Source organism: Streptomyces typhae (assembly GCF_009755605.1).
GTDB classification, from domain to species: domain Bacteria; phylum Actinomycetota; class Actinomycetes; order Streptomycetales; family Streptomycetaceae; genus Streptomyces; species Streptomyces typhae.
Map to the genome: position 1 here is coordinate 122,995 of NZ_WPNZ01000012.1, position 21,984 is coordinate 144,978.

Sequence of the window (21,984 nt, forward strand, 5' to 3'; positions counted from 1 at the left end):
GTCGTGAGGAAGTTCCCCTCTGAGTTGGAGGCGGATCTGCTCCAGTTCTTTGGGATCGACTTTCTTGACTTGTGGCGTGGACAGCTCTCGCTGCGTCGAATCAATGTCCTGATCGAATCACTGCTCAACCAGCCGGGTCGCTCAACCCTGGCTGCCGCCATTGACGAGAGTGCCGAATGGTCTGAGAGCGACTACATACTTGCGCGGATCTCCGATGCAGTCGAACTCTCCAACTGGATGTATTACCAGGCCAATTCGGGCGAGGGCTCGGAAGAAATCGATGCTCCCGCTCCTCTTCCTCGTCCAGGGCGAGCCCACGAAGCCCTTGCGACCGAGCCGGCGTCGTATGCCTCAACAGATGAGGTGGTGGATTTCTTCAATCGCATGAACAACATCTAAGGGGGAGGGCCGATGGCCGCTGCCGGAAGCATCAAGGTCGGTAACGCCTACATCCTGATAACCCCTGAGATGAACCAGGCTCAGCTCAAGGCTCAGCTTGAGATCGCTGAGAAGGAGATTGCTGCCTTCAGTGGGAGTCAGCAGAAGCTCGCTCAGCAGACGGCCAAGCTGCAAGAGAAGCTGCAAACGTATCTCACAGCCCGTTATGGCGAGGAAGCCGCGAAGCGGCTGAAGCTGGAACAGGCAGCTGCGGCAAAGCGCGAGGAGTACGCCAAATCGGAGACCGCGGCGTACATGCGGGCCGTATCGACGACCAGCGAGGCGTTCGCGAAGGCTGAGCAGGCGAAGACCGTGGCACGAGAGAAGGCCGCTCGGGCGCAGGAACGCATTGCGCTCAACGCGCGCAACCTTGAGGTGTCGTACGGCAGGGAAACCGCTGCCTCGTACCTCAAGTCTGTTGAGGCTATGAAGGCTTCCGGCAAGACCATGTACTTGACCCGGATCAATGAGGCCAAACAGTGGGCGGCGGCGAGCGCGGTCGAGGAGCGCAAGGTGGCTGCCGAAGCGCTCAAGCTGGACCAGGCTCGCAGGGCTCAGGTCAAGTCTCTGTCTGCTCTGGTCATCCGGCAAGCACAGCTTGAGGCCGCGGAGGCCGTGAAGGCGGCGCGTACGGCGCAGGCCGCCCATACGAGTGCGTACAACACCCGCAAGGCCGAAGTGCTGGCGACGATGAACGGCTTGAAGGCTCAGAGTATTGCGCAGACTCAGGCCGCCCTTGCTGCCGCGCAGGCCGCCAAGCGGTCTGCGCAGACGACCATCAAGGAAAACGGCCGGGCGATTCAGGCTCTCCAGGACAACGCCAAGAAGACGGAAAAGAGCTGGACCAGGTCTACGTACCGCATGGGCCAGAATCTCAATTCGTTCGGGGCGTCTGTCAGCGAATTTGGCCGGACGGTCAACCGCAGCATGGTGACACCGCTGCTCGCCGCGGCATCTGCGATGTCGTACCTCGGCGTTAAGGCTGCTGACTCGATCATGCAGTCTCAGAGTGCGCTCGAAAAGATGGGTGTCACACCCAAGGATGCTTCCCGGCAGCTCAACACTCTCAAGGATTACGGCACTCAGACGCCGTACACAGTCGAGGATATGTTCCAGTACGGGACGCTGTACACTCGCGCCGCTCAGTCGCACGGTTTCAGCTCGAAGAAGGCCACAAAGCGCTCCACGGATCTGGTGATGTCGATTGGTGACCTCGCCGCCTATTCCGGTATTACCGACCCGGAGATGGTGAAGAGGGCCTATCAGGCTGTGGCCACTATCCAGGAAGCGGATCGGTCGAGCCTCCGGAATGTGAAGAGCCTCGCCCAGAACGCTGGCCTGACCATCCAGGAGCTTGCCTCCCTCCTGGGCTTCAAGGACCGCGAGTTCACGGCCGCTGAGGTGGCCAGGAACGAGCGGATGAAGAAGAGGAAGGGCGCCAACTGGAAGTCGCCCACCAAGTCCACTGCCGCGTCTCAGATGATGGCGTGGATGCAGGATGCCAAGAGTACCGGCGGCATTCCTGGCGAGAGCATCGTGGACGCCATCCTGTTCAAGGGAAGGCAGATCGGCACCGGGACGGACGACGCCCCCGCCAAGCGCCTCGGCACAGCAACTATTTCCGCGCGCTTGGCGAACATGTTTGAGCAGACCAAGTATGGCCTCAGTGACATGTTCATTCAGCAGGACCGCAAGACCGGCGAGTACCGGTACGCCCGCGCCGGCGCAGCCCTCATGGGCACGCGTACCCCGATCTACAAAAAGGATAAGGGCGGAGACTACAAGCTCGACAAGGACGGCAACCGGATCGTTGACCACTACGAATACAAGGGTGGTCTACTCAACACTCTGTCCGACATCGGCAGCGGCCTCAAGGGGCCAAGCAGCAAGGTCATAGCCGAGCTTTTCGAGAACCTGACCACGCTCGGCGGCTGGGTCAAGGGCGCCGTCAAGGTCCTGAAGGAGCACCCGGGCATCACCGACGCCGTGGTCGAGGTGAGTAAGTGGGCGGCACTCGTGGGCGTTGCGAGCATCGCCATGGGAGCCCTGATCAAGACCCTCGGCCTGCTGACCAAGGTTTTCGCCCCCGTGGTGGGCCTGGGCAAGGGCTTGTTCAAGGCCGGTAGGGGCGCATCCAAGATCATCGGGCAGGCGACGGGTTTCGGTACCCGCACGGACGCCGACAGGGAAGCCAGGAGCATCCGCGAGGACGCTCAGCGGCGAGCCCGCGAAATCCGCCAGGAGGCCCGGCGCCGGTCAGACCCCCGTGAACGCGCCGAAGGTAGACGCCAGGCCCGGGAGGTGGTGGCCGAGGGCAGGCGCCAGGCCCGGGAGGTGCGTGAGCAGGGCCAGGCGGACACGTCGTTCCGGGAGCGCTACCAGCAGCGCCGTACCAATGCCAACGGCGGTGACAGCCGTAGCGCAGGACGACGGGCCTGGGACGGCATCCGCGGCCAGAACTCGCAGGTCGAAGAGATCGAGGTCGACACCGACAAGGCGAAGCAGCGGATCAACGAGCTTGAGGCCGAGATTGACGGCCTGCGGGCCAAGATTCGCAACTTCAAGAACGAGAACTTCAACGAGCTGGCGGAGGAGCTGGCCGGCGCCGACTCCAGCGTGAAGGCTGCGGCCGAGCGGGCTGCCAAGGCCATCCGCGCCGCCGACACCGCGACGACCAACCTCAAGGGCCTCAAACTCGGCGCCCTTGAGGCAGAGTTCTCCGACGTCGCAGAGCGGACCAGCTCACTGCGGAGCCAGGTCAAGCGCGCCGACACTGCCGTGTCGAAGCTGAACGACCGCGGCCTTGGAGACCTCGACGGCGAACTGTCGGATGCCAAGGGCAAAAGCAAGGCCCTGGACTCAGCCCTCAAGGCTGCTGCGAGGCAGGCCGCCCACCTCAATGACCGCCCGCTGGGCGCGGTCCGGGGCCAGCTCAACAACGTCAAGGACGCTGCCGACGAGGCCCGCTCGAAGATCGGCGGCGGGAAGTCGTCCCTGAACAGCCGGGTGGGTCAGCTCAACGAACTGAAGACGACGTCCGTCACAAAGCAGATCAACAAGTTGAAGGACGCGCTTGGCGAGGCCGGTGGCAAGGCGGCAACGCTCAACAGTCGGCTTAATAACATCTCCTCGCACGCTCCGGGCCAAGGCGGCGGAAAGGGAAAGAAGGGGAAAAACAAGGGGTCCAGCACTGCGCTGGCCCTCGGCGGTGTCCTCCCGGGATACACCCCCGGGCGGGATGTCCATGTCTTCACCAGCCCCACAGCCGGAGAGGAGCTGCACCTCTCCGGGGGCGAATCGGTTATGCGGCCTGAGTGGACGGCCGCTGTGGGCGCGGACGAGGTGACTCGCCTCAACTCCATTGCCCGCTCCCGGGGTGTGGCCGGTGTCCGCCAGGCGATGCATTTCGCTGACGGAGGCGTGCTCGGAAAGCTCGGGCTTGAGCCGCTGGTGGAGGCATCCAGAAGCTTTAACGTGGGCAATGACGCCCGCGGAGCCATCGCAACGATGGTGATGGACGGAACAACTCCGGCGCTTGGCGGCGATGTTCAGAAGGGCATCATCGGTTCCGGCACGGATGGCTCTCACTTCGTCGGCTCCGACTTCGCCAAAAAGTTCAAGGGCATGTTCGACTTCATGACCGAGGGGTCGTGGGACATGCTCAAGAAGGCGAAGATCCCCAGTGGCTGGGGGCAGATCATCGGTGCTATCGGGGGCACCCTCGCCCCGATCACCGGTGAATATTTCTGGAATGACGTGTGGAAGGGTGAGGGGAACATCCTTGAGCGCGGCGGCACTTACCTCAAGGACCTCTTTTCCGCGAAGACCCTGGGAAAGATCGTCAAGAACGCCCTCGGCGGCATCTGGGACTCTGCATCGAGCCTGTACGAGGGCGTGAAGGGCTTCTTCAGCGACCCGACCGAGTTCGTGACCGGGGCGATCGAAGGTGTCTGGGAGCTGACCAAGGGACAGTACAACGGCCTCGTCGACATGGTGCAGTCCCTTCGTGAGGTCTGGCAGGCACCTTTGGGATACGCCGGCCAGGTCGTCTCGGACGTCTACTCTACGGCGAAGGAAAGCCTCCCCAACCTGGAGGGCCTTTTCGACTTCAGCGGGGACGGGCTTACTTCCTCGAAGCCTGAGGTGGACGGCGTTGTCGCATCGCAGATCAGCTCACCGGGGGCGGGTAACTCGGTGACCCGGTGGGCCCCACAGGTCCGGCTGGTCCTGGCCCAACTCGGCCTGCCCATGTCTGACCTCAATCTGGTGCTGCATCGGATCGGGGTGGAGTCGGGAGGAAACCCCAGAGCCATCAACCTGTGGGACTCCAACGCGCAGGCCGGCTACCCATCCCAAGGCCTTTTGCAGACCATTCCGCAGACGTTCGCGGCATACGCTGGCCCGTACCGTTCCCGGGGCATCACAGACCCGCTCGCCAGCATCTATGCAGGCCTCAACTACGCGACCCATCGGTACGGCCGCAACTGGCGTAAGGCTCTGTCCGGCATCAAGGGATACGCGACCGGCACCGGCTCCAGGGGGGCAACCCCCGGGTGGGCGTGGGTCGGTGAAGAAGGCCCGGAACTCGTCGACTTCAGCGGCGGGGAAACCGTCCTGACCCACGAGGACAGCGTCATGTCCGCGGGCTCGGTACGACGCGGCTACGCTGCGGGCACCAACAAGGGCGGCCGTACCTCCGGAATTGCGGCGGAAGCCGAGAAGGGCGTTTCGCAGCTCAACTCGGCAGTAACCAAGCTGTACGCCATCGTGAAGCAAGCTTTCACCTCCAACCGCATCGGTTCGGGTACGGCCAATTCCCTCAACAAGTGGCTCGACAAGGAGAACAAGGCACTTCAGGAGCTGGTCAAGGACCGCACAAAGCTCGCGACCAAGTTGAAGGATGCGAACGCCAAGCTCAACGAGGTCAAGAGCAAGGAATCCGAGATGGCCAAGTCCATCTCGGACAAGGCCACGCAGGAGCGTTCCCTCACGTCGCTGTTCAACTCGGAGGGTGTCTCTGTTTCCTCTGCGATATCCGGGCTGAAGAGCCGCTTGGCGGACATCAAGTCTTTCACGTCGAATATCGCGAAGTTGGGCGATCGGGGATTCTCCGACGACATCATCGCCGAGATTGCCGATGCTGGCCCGGTCGAGGGCGGCGCGATGGCGAAGGAACTGCTGACAGCCACCAAGGTGCAGGTCCGGGAGTTCACCAGCGCGTACAAGGCGATCGGCAGCGCCTCGACGTCCCTCGGGAAGTCGGTGGCCAAGTCCTACTACGCCGCTGGCAAGGAAGCTGCTCAGTCCCTCGTCGATGGGCTCGGCGCGAAGGACAAGAAGCTCATCAAGAGCATCGAGAAGATTGCCGCCACGATCGTGAGCACCTTGCGGAAGAAGCTCAAGGTCACGTCGAAGACCCCGGTGAGCTCCTCCCTGGCGTCCCTGCTCACCTGGCTCACTGGCGATGGCCAGGCGGTCAAGGGCGGAGGGAGCACCGGCACGAAGAAGAAGACGACCAGGACGACAACGACCTACTCGACAGACGGCAAGGGGCGGCGGGTCGTCACAGTCACCACGACCACGAACGACCCGGCCAAGGGCACCAGCACCACAGTCACCAAACGGACCGTGGGCGGGAAGACCACGACCTCTACCAGGGTCAGCCGGATCAAGGGGTACGCGACCGGCACCAGGAGCGCGGCCCGCGGTATCGCCCTCGTAGGTGAGAGGGGTCCCGAGCTGGTCGATTTCAAGGGCGGTGAGCGCGTCTATACCGCACGGGAGACAGCCAGCATGGCGGGCGGTCCTCGCTATGAGATCCACGTCCATGAGGCCAAGTCCGAGAACACCACTCAGTCTGTCCTCCGAGCGATGCAGTACGCAGAGGTGATGGCCGGGATGTAATCGACAAGGAGTGCTGAATGCCGATTCCTGTAAGTACGGACCCGGATGACGGAGGGCCTGGCAAGCCGGATTTCCCCGTTCCCGAGATGTGGCAGCGCACGTATGTGTCGATCAGGGGCGCCAACGGTGAGGGGGAAGAGATCCCCCTCACCGGCTTCAGTTGCGGCGCCTGGCCGGCCATCATTCTGCAGCCCGGGGCCACGGGCCTGGACCTGCCCCCTTACCAGCTCTACATGGACGACTCACCCAACTTGGACGGGTCCATCGTGCGCGGAGCGCGGGCGGCAGCAAGACCGATCCTCTTGCCGGTGTTCGTCTACGGCATCGACCGCAAGACGGTGCGAGCCTTCAAGCGGAAGCTAGGCAACGCCCTGAATCCCAGGCGCGGTTACTGCGTCTTGACGTTCATGGAGCAAGACGGGGTTGCCCGGCGCCTGCGGTGCTACTACGCAGGCGGCATGGAAGGCAACGAATCCGTAGGCAACGCCGGATTCACGTGGATCTCTTACGGAATCCAGCTCACCGCGGCCGACCCGTATTTCTACGGAGATACAGAGGTCGGGGCCACCTGGACTTTCGGCGCCTCTCGCGCTTTCCTGCATAATCCTTTCTTTCCCGTGCAGTTGAGTAAGGGCACACCAGCGCAGAACATCATCACAGTAGAGAATCCCGGAGACATCGAGGCATGGCCTCTCTGGACGATCACCGGCCCTGTACGCAGCTTGAAATTCACTGGCCCTGACGGGACGACTTGGGAGCTGCCGGAGCCGTCCACTGAGACGGACGTTTTGGCTGCCGGGAGGACGCTCACCGTCGACTGTAGGCCGGGGGCCAAGACCCTCAAGGACGACCGGGGCAGGAATTATTTCCATCTCCTTTCCCCCAATCCTTCTCTCTGGTCAGTCCCGCCCGGTGAGTCGACCGTGAAAACGAACCTTGTCGCCGGGAGCGGGACGCCCACGGTGGGGCTCAGACTCCATCCTCGATATGAGACGTACTGACATGAGGTGGTCATGAGTTACCGGGTGGAGGTGCGTGACGCCGCCCTGGAGCGGATCGGGATCATCGACACGTGGATTCAGATGGACATCGTCGTGAGGTACTGCCAACAGGGTTCATGGCAAGTGCATGTCGCGGCGGGGACTCCACAGGCTGATCTTCTACAGCGGGGCGGCGGAGTTGCCATCTATCAGGATGGCGTGGAACTGCCGATTCTCACAGGGCAGATTGAGACCTTCCAGCACTACTGGACGAGCAGCCAGCACACTTCGGCTGGCAGCCTGTACTTCGGCGGGAAGTGCGACAACAAATTGGCGTACAACCGCCTCGCTTTCCCGGACCCCACGAGGCCAGCCACTCAGCAATGGCAGGCGGACGATAACGGTCGTGCTGTTTCCGGGCCTGCCGGTCACCTCGTCTGGGACGAGCTGAACAGAGCTCTGGGGCCTGGCGCTCTGCCCAACCGCCGCGTGTCCGGCGTGCGCTTCGGGAACGACGTGTCCATGGGGAAGACCGTCTCTGACCAACTCCAGTGGGATGTCATCGGAACTAAGCTCGAATCCTGGATCGATACAACCACGATCGGCTATCGCTTCCTTTACGACCCCAGCGAAAAGGCGATTGATCTAAACCTGTTCACTCCGCGAGACCGTTCCAGAGACGTGCGATTCGCTAAGGAACTTGGCAACCTCCGCGAATTCACTTGGTCGCTCACAGCCCCGACTGTCACCCGGGTCATCGTGGCCTGCCAAGGTGTCGGCAAGGGGCGCTATCTGCATCAACAGATCGACGCAGAATCAGAGGCCGAGTGGGGCATCCAGGTGGAATCATTCCTGGACCGCCGCGACTTGCCGATAAAAGCAGATCCCACTACAGGTGAAGCCGTGAAGGCGGACCTGTCGGTTACGGACGAGCAGTTCAAGACGGCCAAGCAGGCAGTGTTGGACGCTGCCGCGGAGGCGCTCACCACGGGCGCCAAGAACGGCAACTTCCAGCTCTACCCCGTCGACACCGAAGCGATCAAGTTCGGACGGGACTACTTCGTGGGCGACCTCGTGACCGTCTCCACCGACGGCACCGAATACGTAGACATCGTCCGAGAGGTCTCCATAACCGTTGATCAAGGAGGCGAGGCCGAGACCATCTCGCCTGTCATCGGCGAGCAGGGGTCCGGCAATCCGCTCAACCTGTACAAAGAGGTTTTCAAGATGCGTGAGAAACTGCGCGAGCTAGAGACGAGGATGTAATTTGGCCGATGAGATCAGCTATCCGTTTACCGCTGACAGCCCCAGCGGCGGCCAGCAGATGATGTCACAGCAGCAATGGCAGTATCTCGCCCGCCTTTTTGCCAAGGACAGGGTGGACCACCGGCTCACCAGCCGCGCCGCGGTTGATTCCGCAACTCTGCCGTTCTTCGTCACAGCAGGCTCGACCACGGCGATCACGGTCAACCCGGGGCGGGCAGTCGTAGGCGGCTTCTACTACCAGCTCACGGCAGCCAAGACTCTTCCCATCACAGCGAATACGGGCCCGCTTGGGCGCATTGACCTCCTCGTTCTCCGCGCCGACCTGACTGCCGGCTCGGTCAACGTGGCCGTGCTGGCCGGGCAGCCAGCCACCGCCCCGAAGGCGCCCAGCCTCACCAGGAACTACGGCGGGCTCTGGGAGATGCCCCTGTACAAGATCACCGCCCCTCCGAACGGGGCTGCGCTCGACATCGTCCGCATCTCCCCGTTCGACATGGCTGAACACGTGGCTGTGCCCTGGAACGCGGCGGGCGCAGGTGAGGCGTTCGAGCCCGGGACCTTCGTTTACGACATGGACGCCAACCTGTCCGGCGTGCAAACCGAGTACTTCGTCAGCCGAGACGGATACGCCCCGACAAGGAACTTGGGCCGGGCCCTCAGGTACACCCCGAAACTCGTCAACGCCAAGTCCGACCTTCCGTCTACCGCCCGGTACGGGCATTGGCGCTGGATCGCCCCGGGCCTTGTTCACCTCTCCCTGCGCCTGGTGTGTGACTACGAGGATCAGGGAGTAGGGGGGACCTCGACTCTCGGCGTGACGCTCCCCCGCGCTGCCGCATTCTCCACGGGCCAGGTACTCAAGGGCTTCATGTCGAACCCCACATATGGAGGCGGTCTGCCCAACAACCTGGACATCACGGCAGTCATCAACAAGGGCTCAGCGGGGCAGAACGTTGCCTACCTCTACCGCCCGAACTCATCCACCGTCTCTGAAGGCCTCGACGGCCTGAAAATGATTCCGCCTCAGTCGACGCTCACCATCTCTGGCGTCTACGACACCGACACGTTCGGCGACTAATCAGGAGGTGCCCTATGGCACGCGCTCTCTTCGGCGGCAGCGCCGCCGATGTTGCCGAGACAGTCACAGGCGCCCGCGTCCCGGGCGCAGCCGGCGCGGTCTGGGACGGCCCCGGCCCCGACGCCCTACAGGTGACGGACCTCTTGGACCCCACTGGTATCCCGCTCCAAGCTCTCGCGGCCAACGCAGATGGGATGGTTGAGGCCTTCTACGGCCCCGAGGGGGCTGAGCGCCTGTACGTCGACTTCGGCGCCGGCCGCGTCGCCCTGGTCCCCGTCGACATCGGAGATCGGCTCAAGGCGCACATGGCAGACGCTGAGGCCCACAACGTCGGTGACCGCTATCTCGACCGAACCACCGGGGGCGAGATCACCGGCCCCCTGACGGTCCGAGGAATGGTCTCCGCCGACGGGCTGAGTCTCCCCGGCCAGGCCTCCCGCTTCTCCAGGGGCGCTGTCGTCACCTCCCCCGCCGGGGCGGTGACATACGTGATCTGCGCACTGCAGAAGGGCGCACAGGTAGTCGGGGTGGCGGCATACCGCTCTGGCGGGTCGGGAGCCACCATCAACGCCGTCCGCAACGGGATGGATCTGCTTCCCACCGACCTGTCCCTGTCGACCGAGGCCGTGTGGGTCGCCGCCCCCTCAGTGCAAAACGGGGTCGCGGTGGCTGGCGACAGCCTCGCCGTGACCGTCCGCAGCGTCAGCGGGGCTCCCGCGTACGTCTCGTTCGAAATCTTCCTCCAGGGGGCTTGATGGCAGGCTTTATTTCCGTACAGGGTGACGAAGCCCTGTACTACTCGACACCCGAACTCTTCACCCGCCGCATCATTGCGGGCACGCCCGAGCGACTTGAGGTTTCCGATTCCCGGGGAGTCGCAGCCACCCTCACGGCCGGAGCCAAGACGGTCACAGTGCGCGGACCGCAGCGGCGGTTCATCGAGTCCAAGAGGCCCTTCCTCGATGACTTTGCCCGAACGCCTGCAAGCGGGTGGGGCGTCTCTCCGGGAGGCGGTTCCTGGGTCAGTGCCAACGGGCCTGAGTCCGCCTACTCAGTGACTGGTGGAGTGGGCACCATCCTGCTCGACACAGTCAACCAGAGCCGCCACGTGACCCTGCGGGACAACAACATCGGGGACGTCGACGTGATCGTGCGGACCACCATCGACAAGGCGCCCACGGGCGCCGGCGTGGGGTGCGCCCTGTCGTTCGGGTACCAGGGCACCAGCAACTCCTACCGGGCCCGGCTGCTGTTCTCCTCGGTGAGCGGGGGCGTTCAGCTCGCCCTGGAAAAGGAGGCCGCGGGCACCGTCACAGTGCTGGGTGCGGCTACGCCCCTCGGGTCCGGATTCCTTCCAGGCGACTGGTGGAACATCCGCGCGCAGAAGTCCGGCTCTACGCTGCGGTGCCGCGCCTGGAAGGACGGCACGCCCGAACCGGTCACGTGGACTCACACCGCGACCGACACGACGTTCACGACGGGACGCGTCGGTGTGCGGGCTTTAGTCAACAGCGGCAACACCTCGATCCCGCTGAACGCGCGGTTCGATGACCTGCGCCTGATCTCAGGCGCGTGGGTGAACGCTCCCGCGGTGACGCACGCGACATGGGTCAGAGTCCTCGACGAGCCGTTTGACGGCACCTGGAACGAGGCCTTGGCCACGCAGGTACGAGCCTGGCTCGTGGACCGGACACCCGATGCCCTGGCGTACGCGTGGTGTTTCATCACCGACGCACCGGCAGTCGGTGACCCTCTACTCGAAGGGAAAAGGATCTTCGGGCAGTCGGACTACGGTCCGTTGAAGAGTGACGGCACCCGGTATGAGACGTCGGACTGGACCGACTATGTCGGAACGAGCTGGACCTACCCCAACGGGGAGGCGAGGCCGTTTCCTCACGGCAGCATCACGACCTCAGGAGCGATGGACTGCAGCGGCTTCGTCCGCATGGTCTACGGCCGCTGCATGGGCCTGCCCATGTCCTACAGCCGCGACTACGACGGCCTGAACATTCCGCGCGCTACCCGGAACATGTCGCCGTACGGGCCGGGTGTGATCGTGGCAGCGGGCACTGATGCTCCTCCGGCCTCCCTCGATTCCCTTCAGGTGGGCGATGTCGTCTTCTTCGACGCAGACGCCACCGAGGAAGTAGAGGGCCAGATCGATCACTGCGGCATCTACGTGGGCGTCGACTCCTACGGCAGCGCGCGGTTCATCAGCTCTCGAAAAACCGTGAACGGACCCACGATCTCTGATCTTGGCGGCCCTTCAACGCTCAACGGCGGGTCCAACTACGCCAAGCGCTTGCGGACTGTTCGCCGCTTCTAACACACCTATAGAGCATCACATCAAGGCCCCGGGATTCGCCCGGGGCCTTTTCTGTGCTCCCCAAGGAGCCCCCATGCCAGCATCTGAATTCTTCTCGTACTCGGGGCCCGCAGCAACGTTCGTCGCAGCGACCGTCGTCGTGCTGGCGGCATTCCGAACCAATACAGCAAAGGTCTGGCGCGAGGAAGCCGAGGCTCAGAAAGAGCGGGCCGACCGACTTGCCGGCGACCTCGCCGAAATCAAAGCCCGCCTAGCCCGAATTGAAGCTGAGAACGCCCGGCTGATCCAGATCCTCACCTCACTCGACCCTGCCCGTCTCGCAGTCGTACGACTGACGGACGACACACCGGAGGCTTAATGGCAACCCCTATGACTGCTAACGAGATCGTCAAGCAGCTCAAGAAGTTCGGCATCCCCTACAAGGAGTACAAGAACTGGAGAACCCACAACCGCAACCACAAGGGCAACTGGGGCCCGGTGCATGGCCTGATGGTGCATCACACGGGAAGCGACTCAAAGGATCAGCGCGCACTTCTCTACAACGGCATTCCGGGCCTTCCCGGCCCACTCTGCCACTTCGGCCTTGACCAGGACGGCACCATCCACCTCGTCGGATGGGGTCGAGCCAACCACGCGGGCCTCGGCGACGATGATGTACTCAAGGCCGTCATCAACGAGGGACGCATTCCAGCGGACAACGAATCCAACACCGACGGCAACGCACACTTCTACGGCGTTGAGATCTGGTATTCGGGAAGTCACCGCATGTCCGATGCACAATACTCGACCCTGCGCCTCCTGGCAGCCGCAATCTGTGACTACCACGACTGGAGCGCGGGCAGCGTCATCGGCCATGGCGAGTGGGGCTCTCCCGGCAAGTGGGACCCCGGCTACCGGCCGGGCGAGATGATGGATATGGGCCAGGTCCGAAAGGACATCAAGGCAACTATCGCCAAGGGCAAGCCCTCGAAGCCTGGCCCCGGGACCCCGAAGCCCGGACCTTTCCCCGGTAAGACATATTTCGGCCCTGGCGCCAGCAACAAGTTCGTGACCTTGCTCGGCAAGCGGCTCATCGAGAAGGGGTACGGACGCTTCTATTCCGTCGGCCCTGGCCCAAAGTGGTCCGAGTCCGACCGGAAGGCCGTCGAAGCCTTCCAGCGGGCACAGGGATGGTCCGGCAGCGACGCCGACGGCTACCCCGGGCCGACAACTTGGCGCCGCCTCTTCGCCTGACCCTCGATCACCAATCGAACGTGAGGAATCCCCATGACTGACTTCATCTCCAAGAACAGCGTCCGCGCCCACTCCCTCCTCTCCGCCATCCTCATTTCCGTCCCGATCATCTGGCCTGACGTGCCGTGGGAGGCCCTGGCTGCGTCCGCGGCAGCCCTCCTCAGTACCGGTGTCGCAGCAGCCAAGCACGAGGACGCCAAGACCGAGGCAGCACTTGCCACACCCCCGAAGGCCCCCAACTAAAGGGGGCAGGCCGTAACAAAAAAATCCCCCTGCCCATCTCGGGCAGGGGGATTTTTTTGTTCCCCCACGACTGAGAGCGGGGGGTGATCTTGGCGGCCGTCAGGCTTCCTGAAATCGCCGGTGGACGTCTGCCCAGTCCACTTGAAACGGCGGGCACAAGGTCAGCACATCGACCCCTTGCAGCGACCACATGGCATCCAGTTCGTTCCTGGCCCACGCCTCAAAGTCTGCGGTGCTGGCTTTTTCAGCAACCCTCTTCGCCTCACCTGCCATAACGTGGTGCAGCAGGCGGAAAGCATTGTGCGTAGGGGTGTTCATCGCTAGCCGTTGGCCTTTGCGTACGCTTCCTTGATCGCGGCCGGGACACGTCCACGGGCGTTGACCTCGAACCCGTTGTCGGATGCCCACTTGCGCAGATCCTCGGGCGTCGGATCGCCAGCCGCACGCTCCGGCCTGGCGGAGGCCCGATTAGTTCGACCTCCAGACGACTTACCGCCCGCCCTGCGCCCTGCGCGAACATAAGGCGCCAGGCCGTCACGCAGCTTGCCCGCGTTGGCCTCGGTGAGGTCGATCTCGTACGTCTTCCCGTCCAGAGCGAACGTCACTGTCTCGTCGGCGTCACCGCCTTCGAGGTCGTCCAAGAGGAGAGTGATCACGCGTTGTGCCATGGGATTGATTCCTTCGTCAGTGGGTGAGCCAGATTAGCGCGGGTGTTGGTTTCCGTACAGAGCGAGGTTAGATGGTCAAGGCCTGCTGGTCCTGTGCGCTGACCTGCTTCCGCAACTCTGAGAGTGGGAGATTGTAAGTGGTCTTCTGACGTGTCTGCCTCAGAATGGAGACATCTCCCAGTCTCTCGCGAAGCGCGGCCTCCTCAGCCTCTGCGCGTGCGAAGCGTTCGGGGAACACTTCTAGGGTGTGCGCCCACTGTCCGGCGCCCGCCTTGACGCAGCAACCCCCGCAGTTGTTGTGGGAGTAGCCCAGCTCGTACATGCGGGGAGGCTCGATCCCTACCGCACGTGCTTCGTCGAGCAGCTCGTCCTTGGACAGCCAAGGCTCACCTTTGGCGCAGAGAGGGAACTCCACTCTCCAGGGCGCCCAGTTCCGTTCGATGGCGGGAATTCGAGCCTTGTCCCTCTTGGTGTTCTCGATCCCGATGTATGCCACGGTGTCGGCTGGATCGGCGTATGACTCCATCCACTCACGGCACGGGATCTGTTTCAGGTACTGCGTGCACGCCGCGAACCTGCTGTTCCCCAGGAACCGGACGTGGTGAAACACCTCCCAAGGTGTGCGCCCATCGCAGACCCGCGTGAGCGGGACCCCCAGGTATCGGCTGGTGTCGTCCGCGAAGCGCCACAAGTCCTCGTCCTCGACCAGGGTATCGGCGATCAGTAGGACCATGTCGTTGGTGCCGTGCAGCTCTGCCACGCGGAGAGCGGCGCAGAAGCTCCCGATTCCACCGCTGAACTGAATGACATGCAGAGTCATCGTCGCCTCAGTTCCAGTTCTGCGGGCCCGGCCGGAAGCGGGCGTGCCACTCGGCGGTCTCTGCCTCAGTGGCGGGCCGCCAGTTGGACGTTGCCTCGCTGAGGGTGCGGAAGATGTCCGCTTCCGCTGAGTCCCAGATGTCGTCGGTGGACTGGTAGGTCACGTGCCAGGAGTCCACGCAGACGATGCGCACGATCACCGGGTCTTCTCCCTGGGAAAGGGCTATGCATGTGTTCACGTGCTCGGGGCGAACGATCATTGTCTCTCCTGTAATCTGACAGCGAAGCGGCCCTGGACACTTCCTCTGTCCGGGGCCGCTTCGTGTATGGATGCTCGTCTACTCGCCCGTGCGGCGGTACTGCTCGCAGCGGCGCCGCCAGTACGCGCGGGCCTGCGGTGTGTCTCCCTCCTCCGCCAGGTCGAGGAAGTTCTCGGGCACCGGATAGTCTCCGGCCTGCTTGGATGTCTCCTCGACGCACGTGGGCTCGGGCGCCTGGGGCCCGCCGCTACGCCCTGCCCTCTCCGGGGTCTCGGGCAGGTGGCTCCAGTGAATTCGAGTCGACGCCTTGCACATCAGCAGAGACTTGCCTGTCTCCACGTCGGTGAGGTCGTATTCACTGGCGCCGGTGTAGGTGACGTGGACCTTCCTCCACCTGCCCGGCTCGCCCCTCCCCCGCCCAGCCTTGCCCGCGAACCAGATGCTGACCTGGTGAGGCCGGCCCCTGCTGGGGAGGTGGGGCACGTCTCGCAAGCATCCGATGTAGTGGTGATCGGGACCGGCCGCCTCGGGGCCCTGATCCTCACTCTCGTCGTCCTCCAGGACCTCGCCCTCGTACATGCCGGCGAGCTGCTGGAGCTGCTGCCCTATGTTGCCTTTCAGCGGGGCCTTGGCGTCCGGCCATATCTGGCGAACGCCTGTTACGTACTTCTCTCCACCGAGGACGGTCACCGCAGCGCCGAGAAGATCCAGGTCTGCGGCCTGGTCCCGCACGGTCCCGAGCCTGATACTGCCCTTGTCGCCCAGCTTGATGCTGTAGTTCTCGATCTCCTCGGTGAGAGGGATGAGCCCGTATTTCGCGCTGAGGATCATCGTGGGACCGTCCATGACTTCGGCAGCCATCAGGCAGGCCCGGAAGTAGTTGCCGATGTACCGCGTCTCTGCGGGGATCTTGCCCGGAGCGCTCGACTTCTTGCCCCCGCAGGCGATCACCACCAGGCGCTTGGGCTCGTCCTGAACCAGCTCAGGCCCGCGACCGTGGATGGCCTCCATGAAGCCCCCCGGGGTCAGGATCTCGTCCGCCTCGGGCTCGGTCTGGCCCTCGCCCTCATCTGTTCCGAGGTAGCCGACGATGAGTCTTTGCGCCTGCTCGTGCACCTCCGTGTAGGTGTTCTGGAACTTACGTGCTGCTCGGTGCACGGCGGGGGTGGGGTGGTCCGTCTGCTGCTGCACCCGGTCCAGGAGCCATTTCAGTGTCTCGGGGAGTACGCGCCCAGACGCGCCGGTGGCCGTCCAACTCATCTCCTGGAGATCGCTCTTGAGGGCCTTGGGCAGCCTCGCGTGCTTCTTGACGTCCCAGTTGCTGTAGTCATCGGTGAAGACACCCGCTAGAGACTTGGGCATCTTGATCGCGTAGCGCTTCTCGCGGGGGTCATCCGGCTCGTACTCCAGTTCGAACTTGAGGAGCGACTTCCCCGCCATCACGTTGTTGCCGTTGTCGCTGCTGAGCCAACTCCGTGCGATGGCGATGGCTGCCCCGAGAGCGTCGTTGGTCAGGTCGAGCGCAATGCTGTTCAGGGTGTTCTTACCCTGGGCTTCCAGCTCCCTGGCGCCGTCCTGGCAGGCCTCCAGGAGGTCTCTCTCCCCCTTGCTCCGCGGCTTCACGTTCTTGAGGACATGTCTGCGAAGCTGTCCGGGAACGAGGAGGTTCTTCGTGCGACCCATGTGTCTCCTTGGTTACTTGCGGTTGAGTTTGGCTTCGGGAATGGATCGGTCCACGAGGTACACGTCCCAGGAGGCGGGGCCGACTCCTACCAGCTCCATCCCGAAGCGGTCGGTCATGCCGTATTCCTTGATCTTCTTCGCCCATTCCTGAGCAAGCTCGAAGGCCTTCGACTGGGATGGCTGGCGGCTGATCTTCTCCCTCCGTTTGGTGGGGCTGATGAGGATGGAACTGCGTTTGTCGCGCATGGCTAGATCAGTCCTGCGAATATGTTGGCGGGCATGGGAGGGGTGGCCGGCTCGGGCTCCGGCCTGGCTCGCATCTCGATCACCGTCGCTTCCCTTGGCTCGGCCGGGGCCTCGGGCCGGAGAAGCCGGTACATGGTCTTAGGGGCCCCGACACGCCCAGTCTTCTCGGTCCACGTCTCGACGTCGTCCATGTCCCCCACGGCGGCCTTGATGGCCGCTGCGTTCAGCTTTCCCCACAGAGGCCTCAAAAGGTCCGCTCCCGAAGCGATGCCGCCGCACCGCGTCAGCACGTCCCGGATCAGGTCCTCAGGGGTGCGCATCGGCTTGGCCGCCACCCCGTTGTTGGCGGCCTCCTTGACCAGCTTCTCCACGCTGTCCATCGAGAAGGACACGAAGGCCCATGCAGCCTCGACCGCGTCCACTCCGATCGTTTCCGTCATCTCGGTGGCGCTGAGCACAGCGGCCACACGATGCACTTGCTCCGCGGACCGCTCCATGTACGAGGCCAGCAGCTCCGGGAGCTCGGCCATACGGTCCTCGACGAGAGCGCGGATCTCGTCGAAGCGTTCCCCGGCCTCTTCACTGAAGCGCATCACACGCTCGTCCTCGCCGTTGGCCCACTCGAACGATTCCCTGAGCAGTGTCACGTCGGGGATCTGCGGACGGTTGTCGTACGGGAGCATCTTGGACCGCTCAACGAGAACAGGGAGAAGCCTGTTGTAGGAGCCTCCCAGGGCCTCACTCGCGCTCACATACTTCCCCCACTCCCCGGGGGTGATGTGGGCATGGAATCCGAGAAGCGGCTGAGCGACAGTTACCAGGCCCTCCTTCTTCGTCCGGTTGGATATCGGCTTGCCATCCCAAGCGGAGCGGAAGAACGTGCTGAACTTGCTGCACTTCTTCTGATCCTTGAGTACCGAGGCCCATTCCTCTTCCAGGAGCACGCAGCGGCCGTCCATGCCGTCACGGGCCCCCGCCGTGTCCAGTTCCAGGCCTGCAAGCATGTCGACCAGAGAGGGGCCGGACGCCACGCCGGCGCGCTTGCGGGCATGGATGAATCCCCCGCAGACGCCCGACAGCAGCGCCGTAGCGGTGTTGAGCGCGTAGCCCTTGCGGCCGATGGCGCTACGTCCGGCGAGTACGGTCCAGACAACGACTGGACGCTTGTTGGCGAGCCGGACTCTGCGGCTGATGGCTGCCGAGTAGAGGGAGAGGCTGGCGGCCCACACACCGATGGGATCGGCCTCACTTGTCGGCATTGCCCCCTCCACAGCTTCGCCAAGAGGTCCATAGGACATCTGATCAAACGTGGCCATGAGGTGGTCTCTCCTTTCCCGCTCAGGCGGACAGTGCGGCAGCAAGCTGGTCCCTGAACCTCTTCCCGTGTTCGTCGCACAGGTCGTACTCGTCATCCATGATCGTCAGCGTGACCGTGCCGGTGACCTTCTTGCCCTTCTTCGCGCAGGCATCGCAGGTCACGGTCTCAACCACCAGACGGGCCATCGGTGATCCTCTCTCGCGCATCGTACATTTCGATGTCGCAGAATCAAGTTATGGAGTGCAGAAGGGGCCGGGCTGCGCCCGGCCCCGCGTGTTGCTCTTTGTGTCAACTGCTGTGCTGAGTCGCGGTGTTAGGTCCCGGAGGAGTCACGGCTTTCTGGATGAGTGCTGCGGACTCCATCCCCCGCCGCCTGACTTCCTCGACCCATTCCGGGTGGATGAAGGCGTTGTCCTGTGGCCACCGTGGCTCGACCTGATCGAGCCACGCGGACCACACGTCAGGCGTCTGCTCCGCAAGAGATGGGTGGTCGATCTCCCAGAGCAGGGCACGTAGGACATGTGCACGGTCCCCCTGGGGGTCGTATCCCGAGCACGCGCTGTAGGTCCTAGCGACAAGGTCCCGTATCCGCTTCGCCTCAGAGTCAGCCACTGTGAACCTCCGTCTCCCACTCCATACGGGCAAGCTGGAAATCGATGACGGCCAACTGAACAAACTGCTCGGCCACGGCCGCCGGGCAGGGAAAGGCGTTCGCCCTGTGCCCGCACTCCTCGAACACCGCAGTCAGGGCGGCCAGCCGCTCCTCGAAGGTGTCGAGCCGGGCCGCAGCGGCAGCCCTCGCCCCCAGCTCGGCGAGGTGGGGGGCCATGAGGCTGTCGAGGTGGCGCTTCATGGCGCTCACTGGGCAGCCGCCTCGTACCGCGCACGAGCCTCGCTGGACATGGCCACGGGGTTGAACCACTGGAAGTAGCCGAAGCCGGCGAGCGACTGGGCGAGCCGGGCCACAAGGGGCTGACGGTGGGACAGTCCGTGAAACACCCGCATGTCCAGATCCAAAGGCCTCGGCTCGTAGCCGAAGGCCTCGCCGGTGTCTCCGTGGAACACAGCGTCCTCGAACGAGCCGCCGTCCTTGTCTATGAGTGTCAGGGTGTACGGGCGCTGGCCCGGGGTGAATTGCATGAGCACGGAGAGGTTCACCAGGTCCTCGGGGATCATGCCAATAGCCATGTGCGTGTGCTTCATGAAATTCCTTTCGCCTCGTTGTAGGCGTTGATGACCTTCCGCGGGATACGGCCCCGCGTGCCGACGAAGAATCCGTTCTCACGACCCCATTCGCGCATGTCCCGCATGAGCCTCTGGTGCTCGTATGCTCGCTGCTGTGCGGCACGAGATTCGGCGGCCCGGCGCTCTAACTCCGTGCGTCGGGCCGCCTCTTCGGCTTCTTGCCTCAACTCACGGGCCCGCTCCGTGCGGTACAGCTCAAGAAGCTGTGGAAAGAAGTCTCGGTTTCGGTACATCGGAGATTGCTCCGTGATGCCGAGCCACTTCTGTCTGAGGCACCAGGCCGCTACGTCTTCGAGGTCGAGCTCTCCCTCAATCTTGGGTACCTGAATCATCGGGCGTCCGGATCGATCCCGTGATCCTGGCGAAGGTGGTTGTCTCGCCAGAGGCAGGCCTGGCTGTTGTACTGCGGATACTTTCTGTCCGGGTCGGTCGTGGACAGAGCCTTGAAGATCTCCCCGTGCTCCGAGCACGTCACCACGACGTTGCCGTACGCCACCCAGGAGAGCCGACCCCCGTCCGACTTCCAACGTCGCGGCTCCGGGAAAGCCACGAATTCAAACTTCATCTCCGGCACCGCCGGTTCGGCCCGCTTGAGAGGCCGAGTGGTTACGCCTTCGTCCTGCAACCACGCTTTGGCGCACTCGTCACAGTGGGGCCAGGAAACGAAACGCTTGTCCCCATACCGCTCGAAGTCGACCCAACACGTTGCGGGATCGCCGCAATTGGTCATGCAGTTTCCGCTGTAATCCTTGGGATAAGGCAATTCAGCGCACCTCTCCAACATAGTGGATCTTGAATGCGACCCCGTAGGGAACCCAAGAGAGAGCCCAGATGTTCGCCTCGGCTCGTGCACGCTCTTCCGTCTCACCGGTCAGAACGTGCTTGATTATCGGAGGCAAATCCACGTCGCACTCAAACGTCGCCTCGGTCTCGGGGTGCTTCTCACGGCATGTCTTGTGGCTGTGGTCTGTCGTGAACGTGTCGGTGTGCTTTCCCTCGAAGTCGGGGGCCCACTCGACATAGGCAAGGTGCATGGCTTCTCCTTTCGTTAGCGGCCATGGAAAAGGCCCGGATCAGCGAGTGATCCGGGCCTCTCGGTAAAACAACTAGCGAGCCTGAGTATGTCTGCACTTATAGAGCTGCAACTCTACGAACGCAGCTGGCAGCCCGTAGGAGGCCGCATACGTGACTGCCTCCACGTAGTCACCGAAGTGCCGATGCCACGCGGGGCCAATGTGCGCGACGTACATTCAGGGGCCTCTCAGTCTTCGAATTCCACGGTGTCGATGATCGGCACGTACGAATAGCGGCTCGGATCGGTTCCAATAGAACGCGCTTGTAGCTCGTGGTACTGGCGCATCTCGCGCCGGCACGGCTCGCAGAGGAACTTGCCGCCCTCGCTCGTCTTGCACAGCGGCCCCCGGCCTCTGCCGCAGAGCCAGCAGGTACCCCCGCCCTCGATGTGCTCGAAAACCACATGCGGCGTCTTCTTGTAAGGCAAGTCTCCCGTGTAGCGCCTTTCCACCACGCCATGAGACAAGCTCTCGGCCTTGCGATAAGCGTCCCTCCAAGGGGCATTGACCAGAATGGGGGGCCCCGTCATCACCTCACACTCGTTGTGGTCGGCGGTCTCGTTGTTGCACTCAAATACGTCGTAGCGCCAGGTCATGAGATACCCGCCCTTGCGTCCAACCACGAGTAGATAGCGGTAGACCCGGGAACACCGCTCTCCGCCTCCTGAACCCAGAACCAGAAGTCGTGGGTGTATTCCTTTCTGAGTTCCTTACGAAGGAACTCAAGGGCCCGACACTCTGCGCGCGCGCCGTTCTCACCGTCCGCGACGACTGTCCAGGTCGGGTTGTCGAGATGATCCACGGCACGACCGTTCGCCTCAATCTCGAACGTCCAAACTCCCCGGGGCTCGTGAAAGTGCGGAGAGTCGCAATCCTCGCCGTGGTCGGCAAGAATCGTCGCCGCCGTATCGGGGTGGCCAAACTCCTTGAAGATCCCCGCGTACGTATCGGCCTCCGCACAAGTGAGCGTGCAGGAGTAATCGGTGATGAGAGATGATGAGAGGCCGGTATTCATCCACACCTCGACGAATTCTTCCGCAGCAGCGAGCTTACGCTTGAATTCTTTCCGGATCTTCTTGGGATACTTGCGAGACATCCTCTTGTTTCCTTTCAGGACTCAGGGAGGGGGGCAGGTGTGAAGCATCGGGATACCCCTTCTTTCAGTCTCCCGTGGCGAACGGCCGGAAATTCTCCCGGCCGCCAC

General features: G+C 63.2%; 25 protein-coding genes. 10 read left to right on the plus strand and 15 right to left on the minus strand.

Annotated features, from left to right (window positions below; translation table 11 throughout):
* The first annotated feature begins 3 nt into the window (after nt 1-3).
* The 10 genes from GPA10_RS22365 to GPA10_RS22410 all read left to right on the plus strand — a co-directional run bounded on the left by GPA10_RS22365 (nt 4) and on the right by GPA10_RS22410 (nt 13,468).
* The gene (locus tag GPA10_RS22365) at nt 4-399 is read left to right on the plus strand and encodes a hypothetical protein (protein ID WP_157167051.1); all 396 of its coding nucleotides are present in this window, start codon (nt 4-6) and stop codon (nt 397-399) included.
* 12 nt (nt 400-411) lie between these two features.
* On the plus strand, nt 412-6,342 hold the full coding sequence (locus tag GPA10_RS42635; protein ID WP_246259559.1) for a transglycosylase SLT domain-containing protein: 5,931 nt from the start codon (nt 412-414) through the stop codon (nt 6,340-6,342).
* A gap of 17 nt (nt 6,343-6,359) precedes the next feature.
* Nucleotides 6,360-7,343 carry a phage tail family protein gene (locus GPA10_RS22375; protein WP_157167052.1) on the plus strand — a complete coding sequence of 328 codons (984 nt, stop codon included), beginning with the start codon at nt 6,360-6,362 and terminating at the stop codon, nt 7,341-7,343.
* A gap of 12 nt (nt 7,344-7,355) precedes the next feature.
* Complete coding sequence (locus GPA10_RS22380) at nt 7,356-8,588, plus strand: siphovirus ReqiPepy6 Gp37-like family protein (RefSeq protein WP_157167053.1); 1,233 nt, start codon at nt 7,356-7,358, stop codon at nt 8,586-8,588.
* 1 nt (nt 8,589) lies between these two features.
* A complete protein-coding gene (locus GPA10_RS22385; RefSeq protein ID WP_157167054.1) occupies nt 8,590-9,666 on the plus strand; it encodes a hypothetical protein in 1,077 nt (358 codons plus the stop codon).
* A 14-nt stretch (nt 9,667-9,680) separates the two neighbouring features.
* Entirely contained in the window at nt 9,681-10,421 is a 741-nt protein-coding gene (locus tag GPA10_RS22390; RefSeq protein WP_157167055.1) for a hypothetical protein, read from the plus strand.
* The gene (locus GPA10_RS22395) at nt 10,421-11,992 is read left to right on the plus strand and encodes a C40 family peptidase (RefSeq protein WP_157167056.1); all 1,572 of its coding nucleotides are present in this window, start codon (nt 10,421-10,423) and stop codon (nt 11,990-11,992) included. Before GPA10_RS22390 ends, GPA10_RS22395 begins: the two co-directional genes overlap by 1 nt.
* 73 nt (nt 11,993-12,065) lie before the next feature.
* The gene (locus GPA10_RS22400) at nt 12,066-12,350 is read left to right on the plus strand and encodes a hypothetical protein (protein ID WP_246259561.1); all 285 of its coding nucleotides are present in this window, start codon (nt 12,066-12,068) and stop codon (nt 12,348-12,350) included.
* On the plus strand, nt 12,350-13,225 hold the full coding sequence (locus GPA10_RS22405) for a peptidoglycan-binding protein (protein ID WP_157167057.1): 876 nt from the start codon (nt 12,350-12,352) through the stop codon (nt 13,223-13,225). The genes GPA10_RS22400 and GPA10_RS22405 overlap by 1 nt, the downstream gene beginning before the upstream one ends.
* A 33-nt stretch (nt 13,226-13,258) precedes the next feature.
* Nucleotides 13,259-13,468: a hypothetical protein gene (locus tag GPA10_RS22410; RefSeq protein ID WP_157167058.1), complete on the plus strand. Its 210-nt coding sequence runs from the start codon at nt 13,259-13,261 to the stop codon at nt 13,466-13,468.
* 99 nt (nt 13,469-13,567) lie between these two features.
* Here GPA10_RS22410 and GPA10_RS22415 read toward each other — a convergent pair whose 3' ends face one another.
* From GPA10_RS22415 to GPA10_RS22485, 15 genes are all read right to left on the minus strand, one after another.
* On the minus strand, nt 13,568-13,786 hold the full coding sequence (locus GPA10_RS22415; protein WP_157167059.1) for a hypothetical protein: 219 nt from the start codon (nt 13,784-13,786) through the stop codon (nt 13,568-13,570).
* A gap of 2 nt (nt 13,787-13,788) precedes the next feature.
* Nucleotides 13,789-14,136: a histone-like nucleoid-structuring protein Lsr2 gene (locus GPA10_RS22420; protein ID WP_157167060.1), complete on the minus strand. Its 348-nt coding sequence runs from the start codon at nt 14,134-14,136 to the stop codon at nt 13,789-13,791.
* Nucleotides 14,137-14,203: 67 nt separating this feature from the next.
* Complete coding sequence (locus GPA10_RS22425; RefSeq protein WP_157167061.1) at nt 14,204-14,956, minus strand: hypothetical protein; 753 nt, start codon at nt 14,954-14,956, stop codon at nt 14,204-14,206.
* A 7-nt stretch (nt 14,957-14,963) separates the two neighbouring features.
* Complete coding sequence (locus GPA10_RS22430; RefSeq protein ID WP_157167062.1) at nt 14,964-15,155, minus strand: hypothetical protein; 192 nt, start codon at nt 15,153-15,155, stop codon at nt 14,964-14,966.
* A gap of 138 nt (nt 15,156-15,293) precedes the next feature.
* On the minus strand, nt 15,294-16,898 hold the full coding sequence (locus GPA10_RS22435; protein ID WP_157167063.1) for a DUF6884 domain-containing protein: 1,605 nt from the start codon (nt 16,896-16,898) through the stop codon (nt 15,294-15,296).
* A gap of 12 nt (nt 16,899-16,910) precedes the next feature.
* On the minus strand, nt 16,911-17,144 hold the full coding sequence (locus GPA10_RS22440) for a hypothetical protein (RefSeq protein ID WP_157167064.1): 234 nt from the start codon (nt 17,142-17,144) through the stop codon (nt 16,911-16,913).
* Nucleotides 17,145-17,146: 2 nt separating this feature from the next.
* Nucleotides 17,147-18,460 (minus strand): DUF3987 domain-containing protein, encoded by a 1,314-nt coding sequence (locus tag GPA10_RS22445; RefSeq protein WP_157167065.1) that lies wholly within the window; start codon nt 18,458-18,460, stop codon nt 17,147-17,149.
* A gap of 22 nt (nt 18,461-18,482) precedes the next feature.
* Nucleotides 18,483-18,647 (minus strand): hypothetical protein, encoded by a 165-nt coding sequence (locus GPA10_RS22450; RefSeq protein WP_157167066.1) that lies wholly within the window; start codon nt 18,645-18,647, stop codon nt 18,483-18,485.
* A 419-nt stretch (nt 18,648-19,066) separates the two neighbouring features.
* Nucleotides 19,067-19,324 carry a hypothetical protein gene (locus GPA10_RS22455; RefSeq protein WP_157167067.1) on the minus strand — a complete coding sequence of 86 codons (258 nt, stop codon included), beginning with the start codon at nt 19,322-19,324 and terminating at the stop codon, nt 19,067-19,069.
* Nucleotides 19,321-19,665: a hypothetical protein gene (locus tag GPA10_RS22460; RefSeq protein WP_157167068.1), complete on the minus strand. Its 345-nt coding sequence runs from the start codon at nt 19,663-19,665 to the stop codon at nt 19,321-19,323. Before GPA10_RS22460 ends, GPA10_RS22455 begins: the two co-directional genes overlap by 4 nt.
* Complete coding sequence (locus GPA10_RS22465) at nt 19,662-20,039, minus strand: Lsr2 family DNA-binding protein (protein WP_157167069.1); 378 nt, start codon at nt 20,037-20,039, stop codon at nt 19,662-19,664. Before GPA10_RS22465 ends, GPA10_RS22460 begins: the two co-directional genes overlap by 4 nt.
* Entirely contained in the window at nt 20,036-20,470 is a 435-nt protein-coding gene (locus GPA10_RS22470; protein WP_157167070.1) for a hypothetical protein, read from the minus strand. Before GPA10_RS22470 ends, GPA10_RS22465 begins: the two co-directional genes overlap by 4 nt.
* 1 nt (nt 20,471) lies before the next feature.
* The gene (locus GPA10_RS22475) at nt 20,472-20,741 is read right to left on the minus strand and encodes a hypothetical protein (protein WP_157167071.1); all 270 of its coding nucleotides are present in this window, start codon (nt 20,739-20,741) and stop codon (nt 20,472-20,474) included.
* Between the two features lie 227 nt (nt 20,742-20,968).
* Nucleotides 20,969-21,376: a hypothetical protein gene (locus GPA10_RS22480; protein WP_157167072.1), complete on the minus strand. Its 408-nt coding sequence runs from the start codon at nt 21,374-21,376 to the stop codon at nt 20,969-20,971.
* Complete coding sequence (locus tag GPA10_RS22485; RefSeq protein WP_157167073.1) at nt 21,373-21,876, minus strand: hypothetical protein; 504 nt, start codon at nt 21,874-21,876, stop codon at nt 21,373-21,375. Before GPA10_RS22485 ends, GPA10_RS22480 begins: the two co-directional genes overlap by 4 nt.
* Between the last annotated feature and the right edge of the window lie 108 nt (nt 21,877-21,984).

What these genes read in the sequence shown, in the direction of transcription:
- GPA10_RS42635 (WP_246259559.1), top strand. Translation starts at nt 412, where the DNA reads ATGGCCGCTGCCGGAAGCATCAAGGTCGGTAACGCCTACATCCTGATA.
- GPA10_RS22375 (WP_157167052.1), top strand. Translation starts at nt 6,360, where the DNA reads ATGCCGATTCCTGTAAGTACGGACCCGGATGACGGAGGGCCTGGCAAG.
- GPA10_RS22380 (WP_157167053.1), top strand. Translation starts at nt 7,356, where the DNA reads ATGAGTTACCGGGTGGAGGTGCGTGACGCCGCCCTGGAGCGGATCGGG.
- GPA10_RS22390 (WP_157167055.1), top strand. Translation starts at nt 9,681, where the DNA reads ATGGCACGCGCTCTCTTCGGCGGCAGCGCCGCCGATGTTGCCGAGACA.
- GPA10_RS22395 (WP_157167056.1), top strand. Translation starts at nt 10,421, where the DNA reads ATGGCAGGCTTTATTTCCGTACAGGGTGACGAAGCCCTGTACTACTCG.
- GPA10_RS22400 (WP_246259561.1), top strand. Translation starts at nt 12,066, where the DNA reads ATGCCAGCATCTGAATTCTTCTCGTACTCGGGGCCCGCAGCAACGTTC.
- GPA10_RS22405 (WP_157167057.1), top strand. Translation starts at nt 12,350, where the DNA reads ATGGCAACCCCTATGACTGCTAACGAGATCGTCAAGCAGCTCAAGAAG.
- GPA10_RS22410 (WP_157167058.1), top strand. Translation starts at nt 13,259, where the DNA reads ATGACTGACTTCATCTCCAAGAACAGCGTCCGCGCCCACTCCCTCCTC.
- GPA10_RS22415 (WP_157167059.1), bottom strand. Translation starts at nt 13,786, where the DNA reads ATGAACACCCCTACGCACAATGCTTTCCGCCTGCTGCACCACGTTATG.
- GPA10_RS22420 (WP_157167060.1), bottom strand. Translation starts at nt 14,136, where the DNA reads ATGGCACAACGCGTGATCACTCTCCTCTTGGACGACCTCGAAGGCGGT.
- GPA10_RS22425 (WP_157167061.1), bottom strand. Translation starts at nt 14,956, where the DNA reads ATGACTCTGCATGTCATTCAGTTCAGCGGTGGAATCGGGAGCTTCTGC.
- GPA10_RS22435 (WP_157167063.1), bottom strand. Translation starts at nt 16,898, where the DNA reads ATGGGTCGCACGAAGAACCTCCTCGTTCCCGGACAGCTTCGCAGACAT.
- GPA10_RS22440 (WP_157167064.1), bottom strand. Translation starts at nt 17,144, where the DNA reads ATGCGCGACAAACGCAGTTCCATCCTCATCAGCCCCACCAAACGGAGG.
- GPA10_RS22445 (WP_157167065.1), bottom strand. Translation starts at nt 18,460, where the DNA reads ATGGCCACGTTTGATCAGATGTCCTATGGACCTCTTGGCGAAGCTGTG.
- GPA10_RS22450 (WP_157167066.1), bottom strand. Translation starts at nt 18,647, where the DNA reads ATGGCCCGTCTGGTGGTTGAGACCGTGACCTGCGATGCCTGCGCGAAG.
- GPA10_RS22460 (WP_157167068.1), bottom strand. Translation starts at nt 19,665, where the DNA reads ATGAAGCACACGCACATGGCTATTGGCATGATCCCCGAGGACCTGGTG.
- GPA10_RS22465 (WP_157167069.1), bottom strand. Translation starts at nt 20,039, where the DNA reads ATGATTCAGGTACCCAAGATTGAGGGAGAGCTCGACCTCGAAGACGTA.
- GPA10_RS22475 (WP_157167071.1), bottom strand. Translation starts at nt 20,741, where the DNA reads ATGCACCTTGCCTATGTCGAGTGGGCCCCCGACTTCGAGGGAAAGCAC.
- GPA10_RS22480 (WP_157167072.1), bottom strand. Translation starts at nt 21,376, where the DNA reads ATGACCTGGCGCTACGACGTATTTGAGTGCAACAACGAGACCGCCGAC.
- GPA10_RS22485 (WP_157167073.1), bottom strand. Translation starts at nt 21,876, where the DNA reads ATGTCTCGCAAGTATCCCAAGAAGATCCGGAAAGAATTCAAGCGTAAG.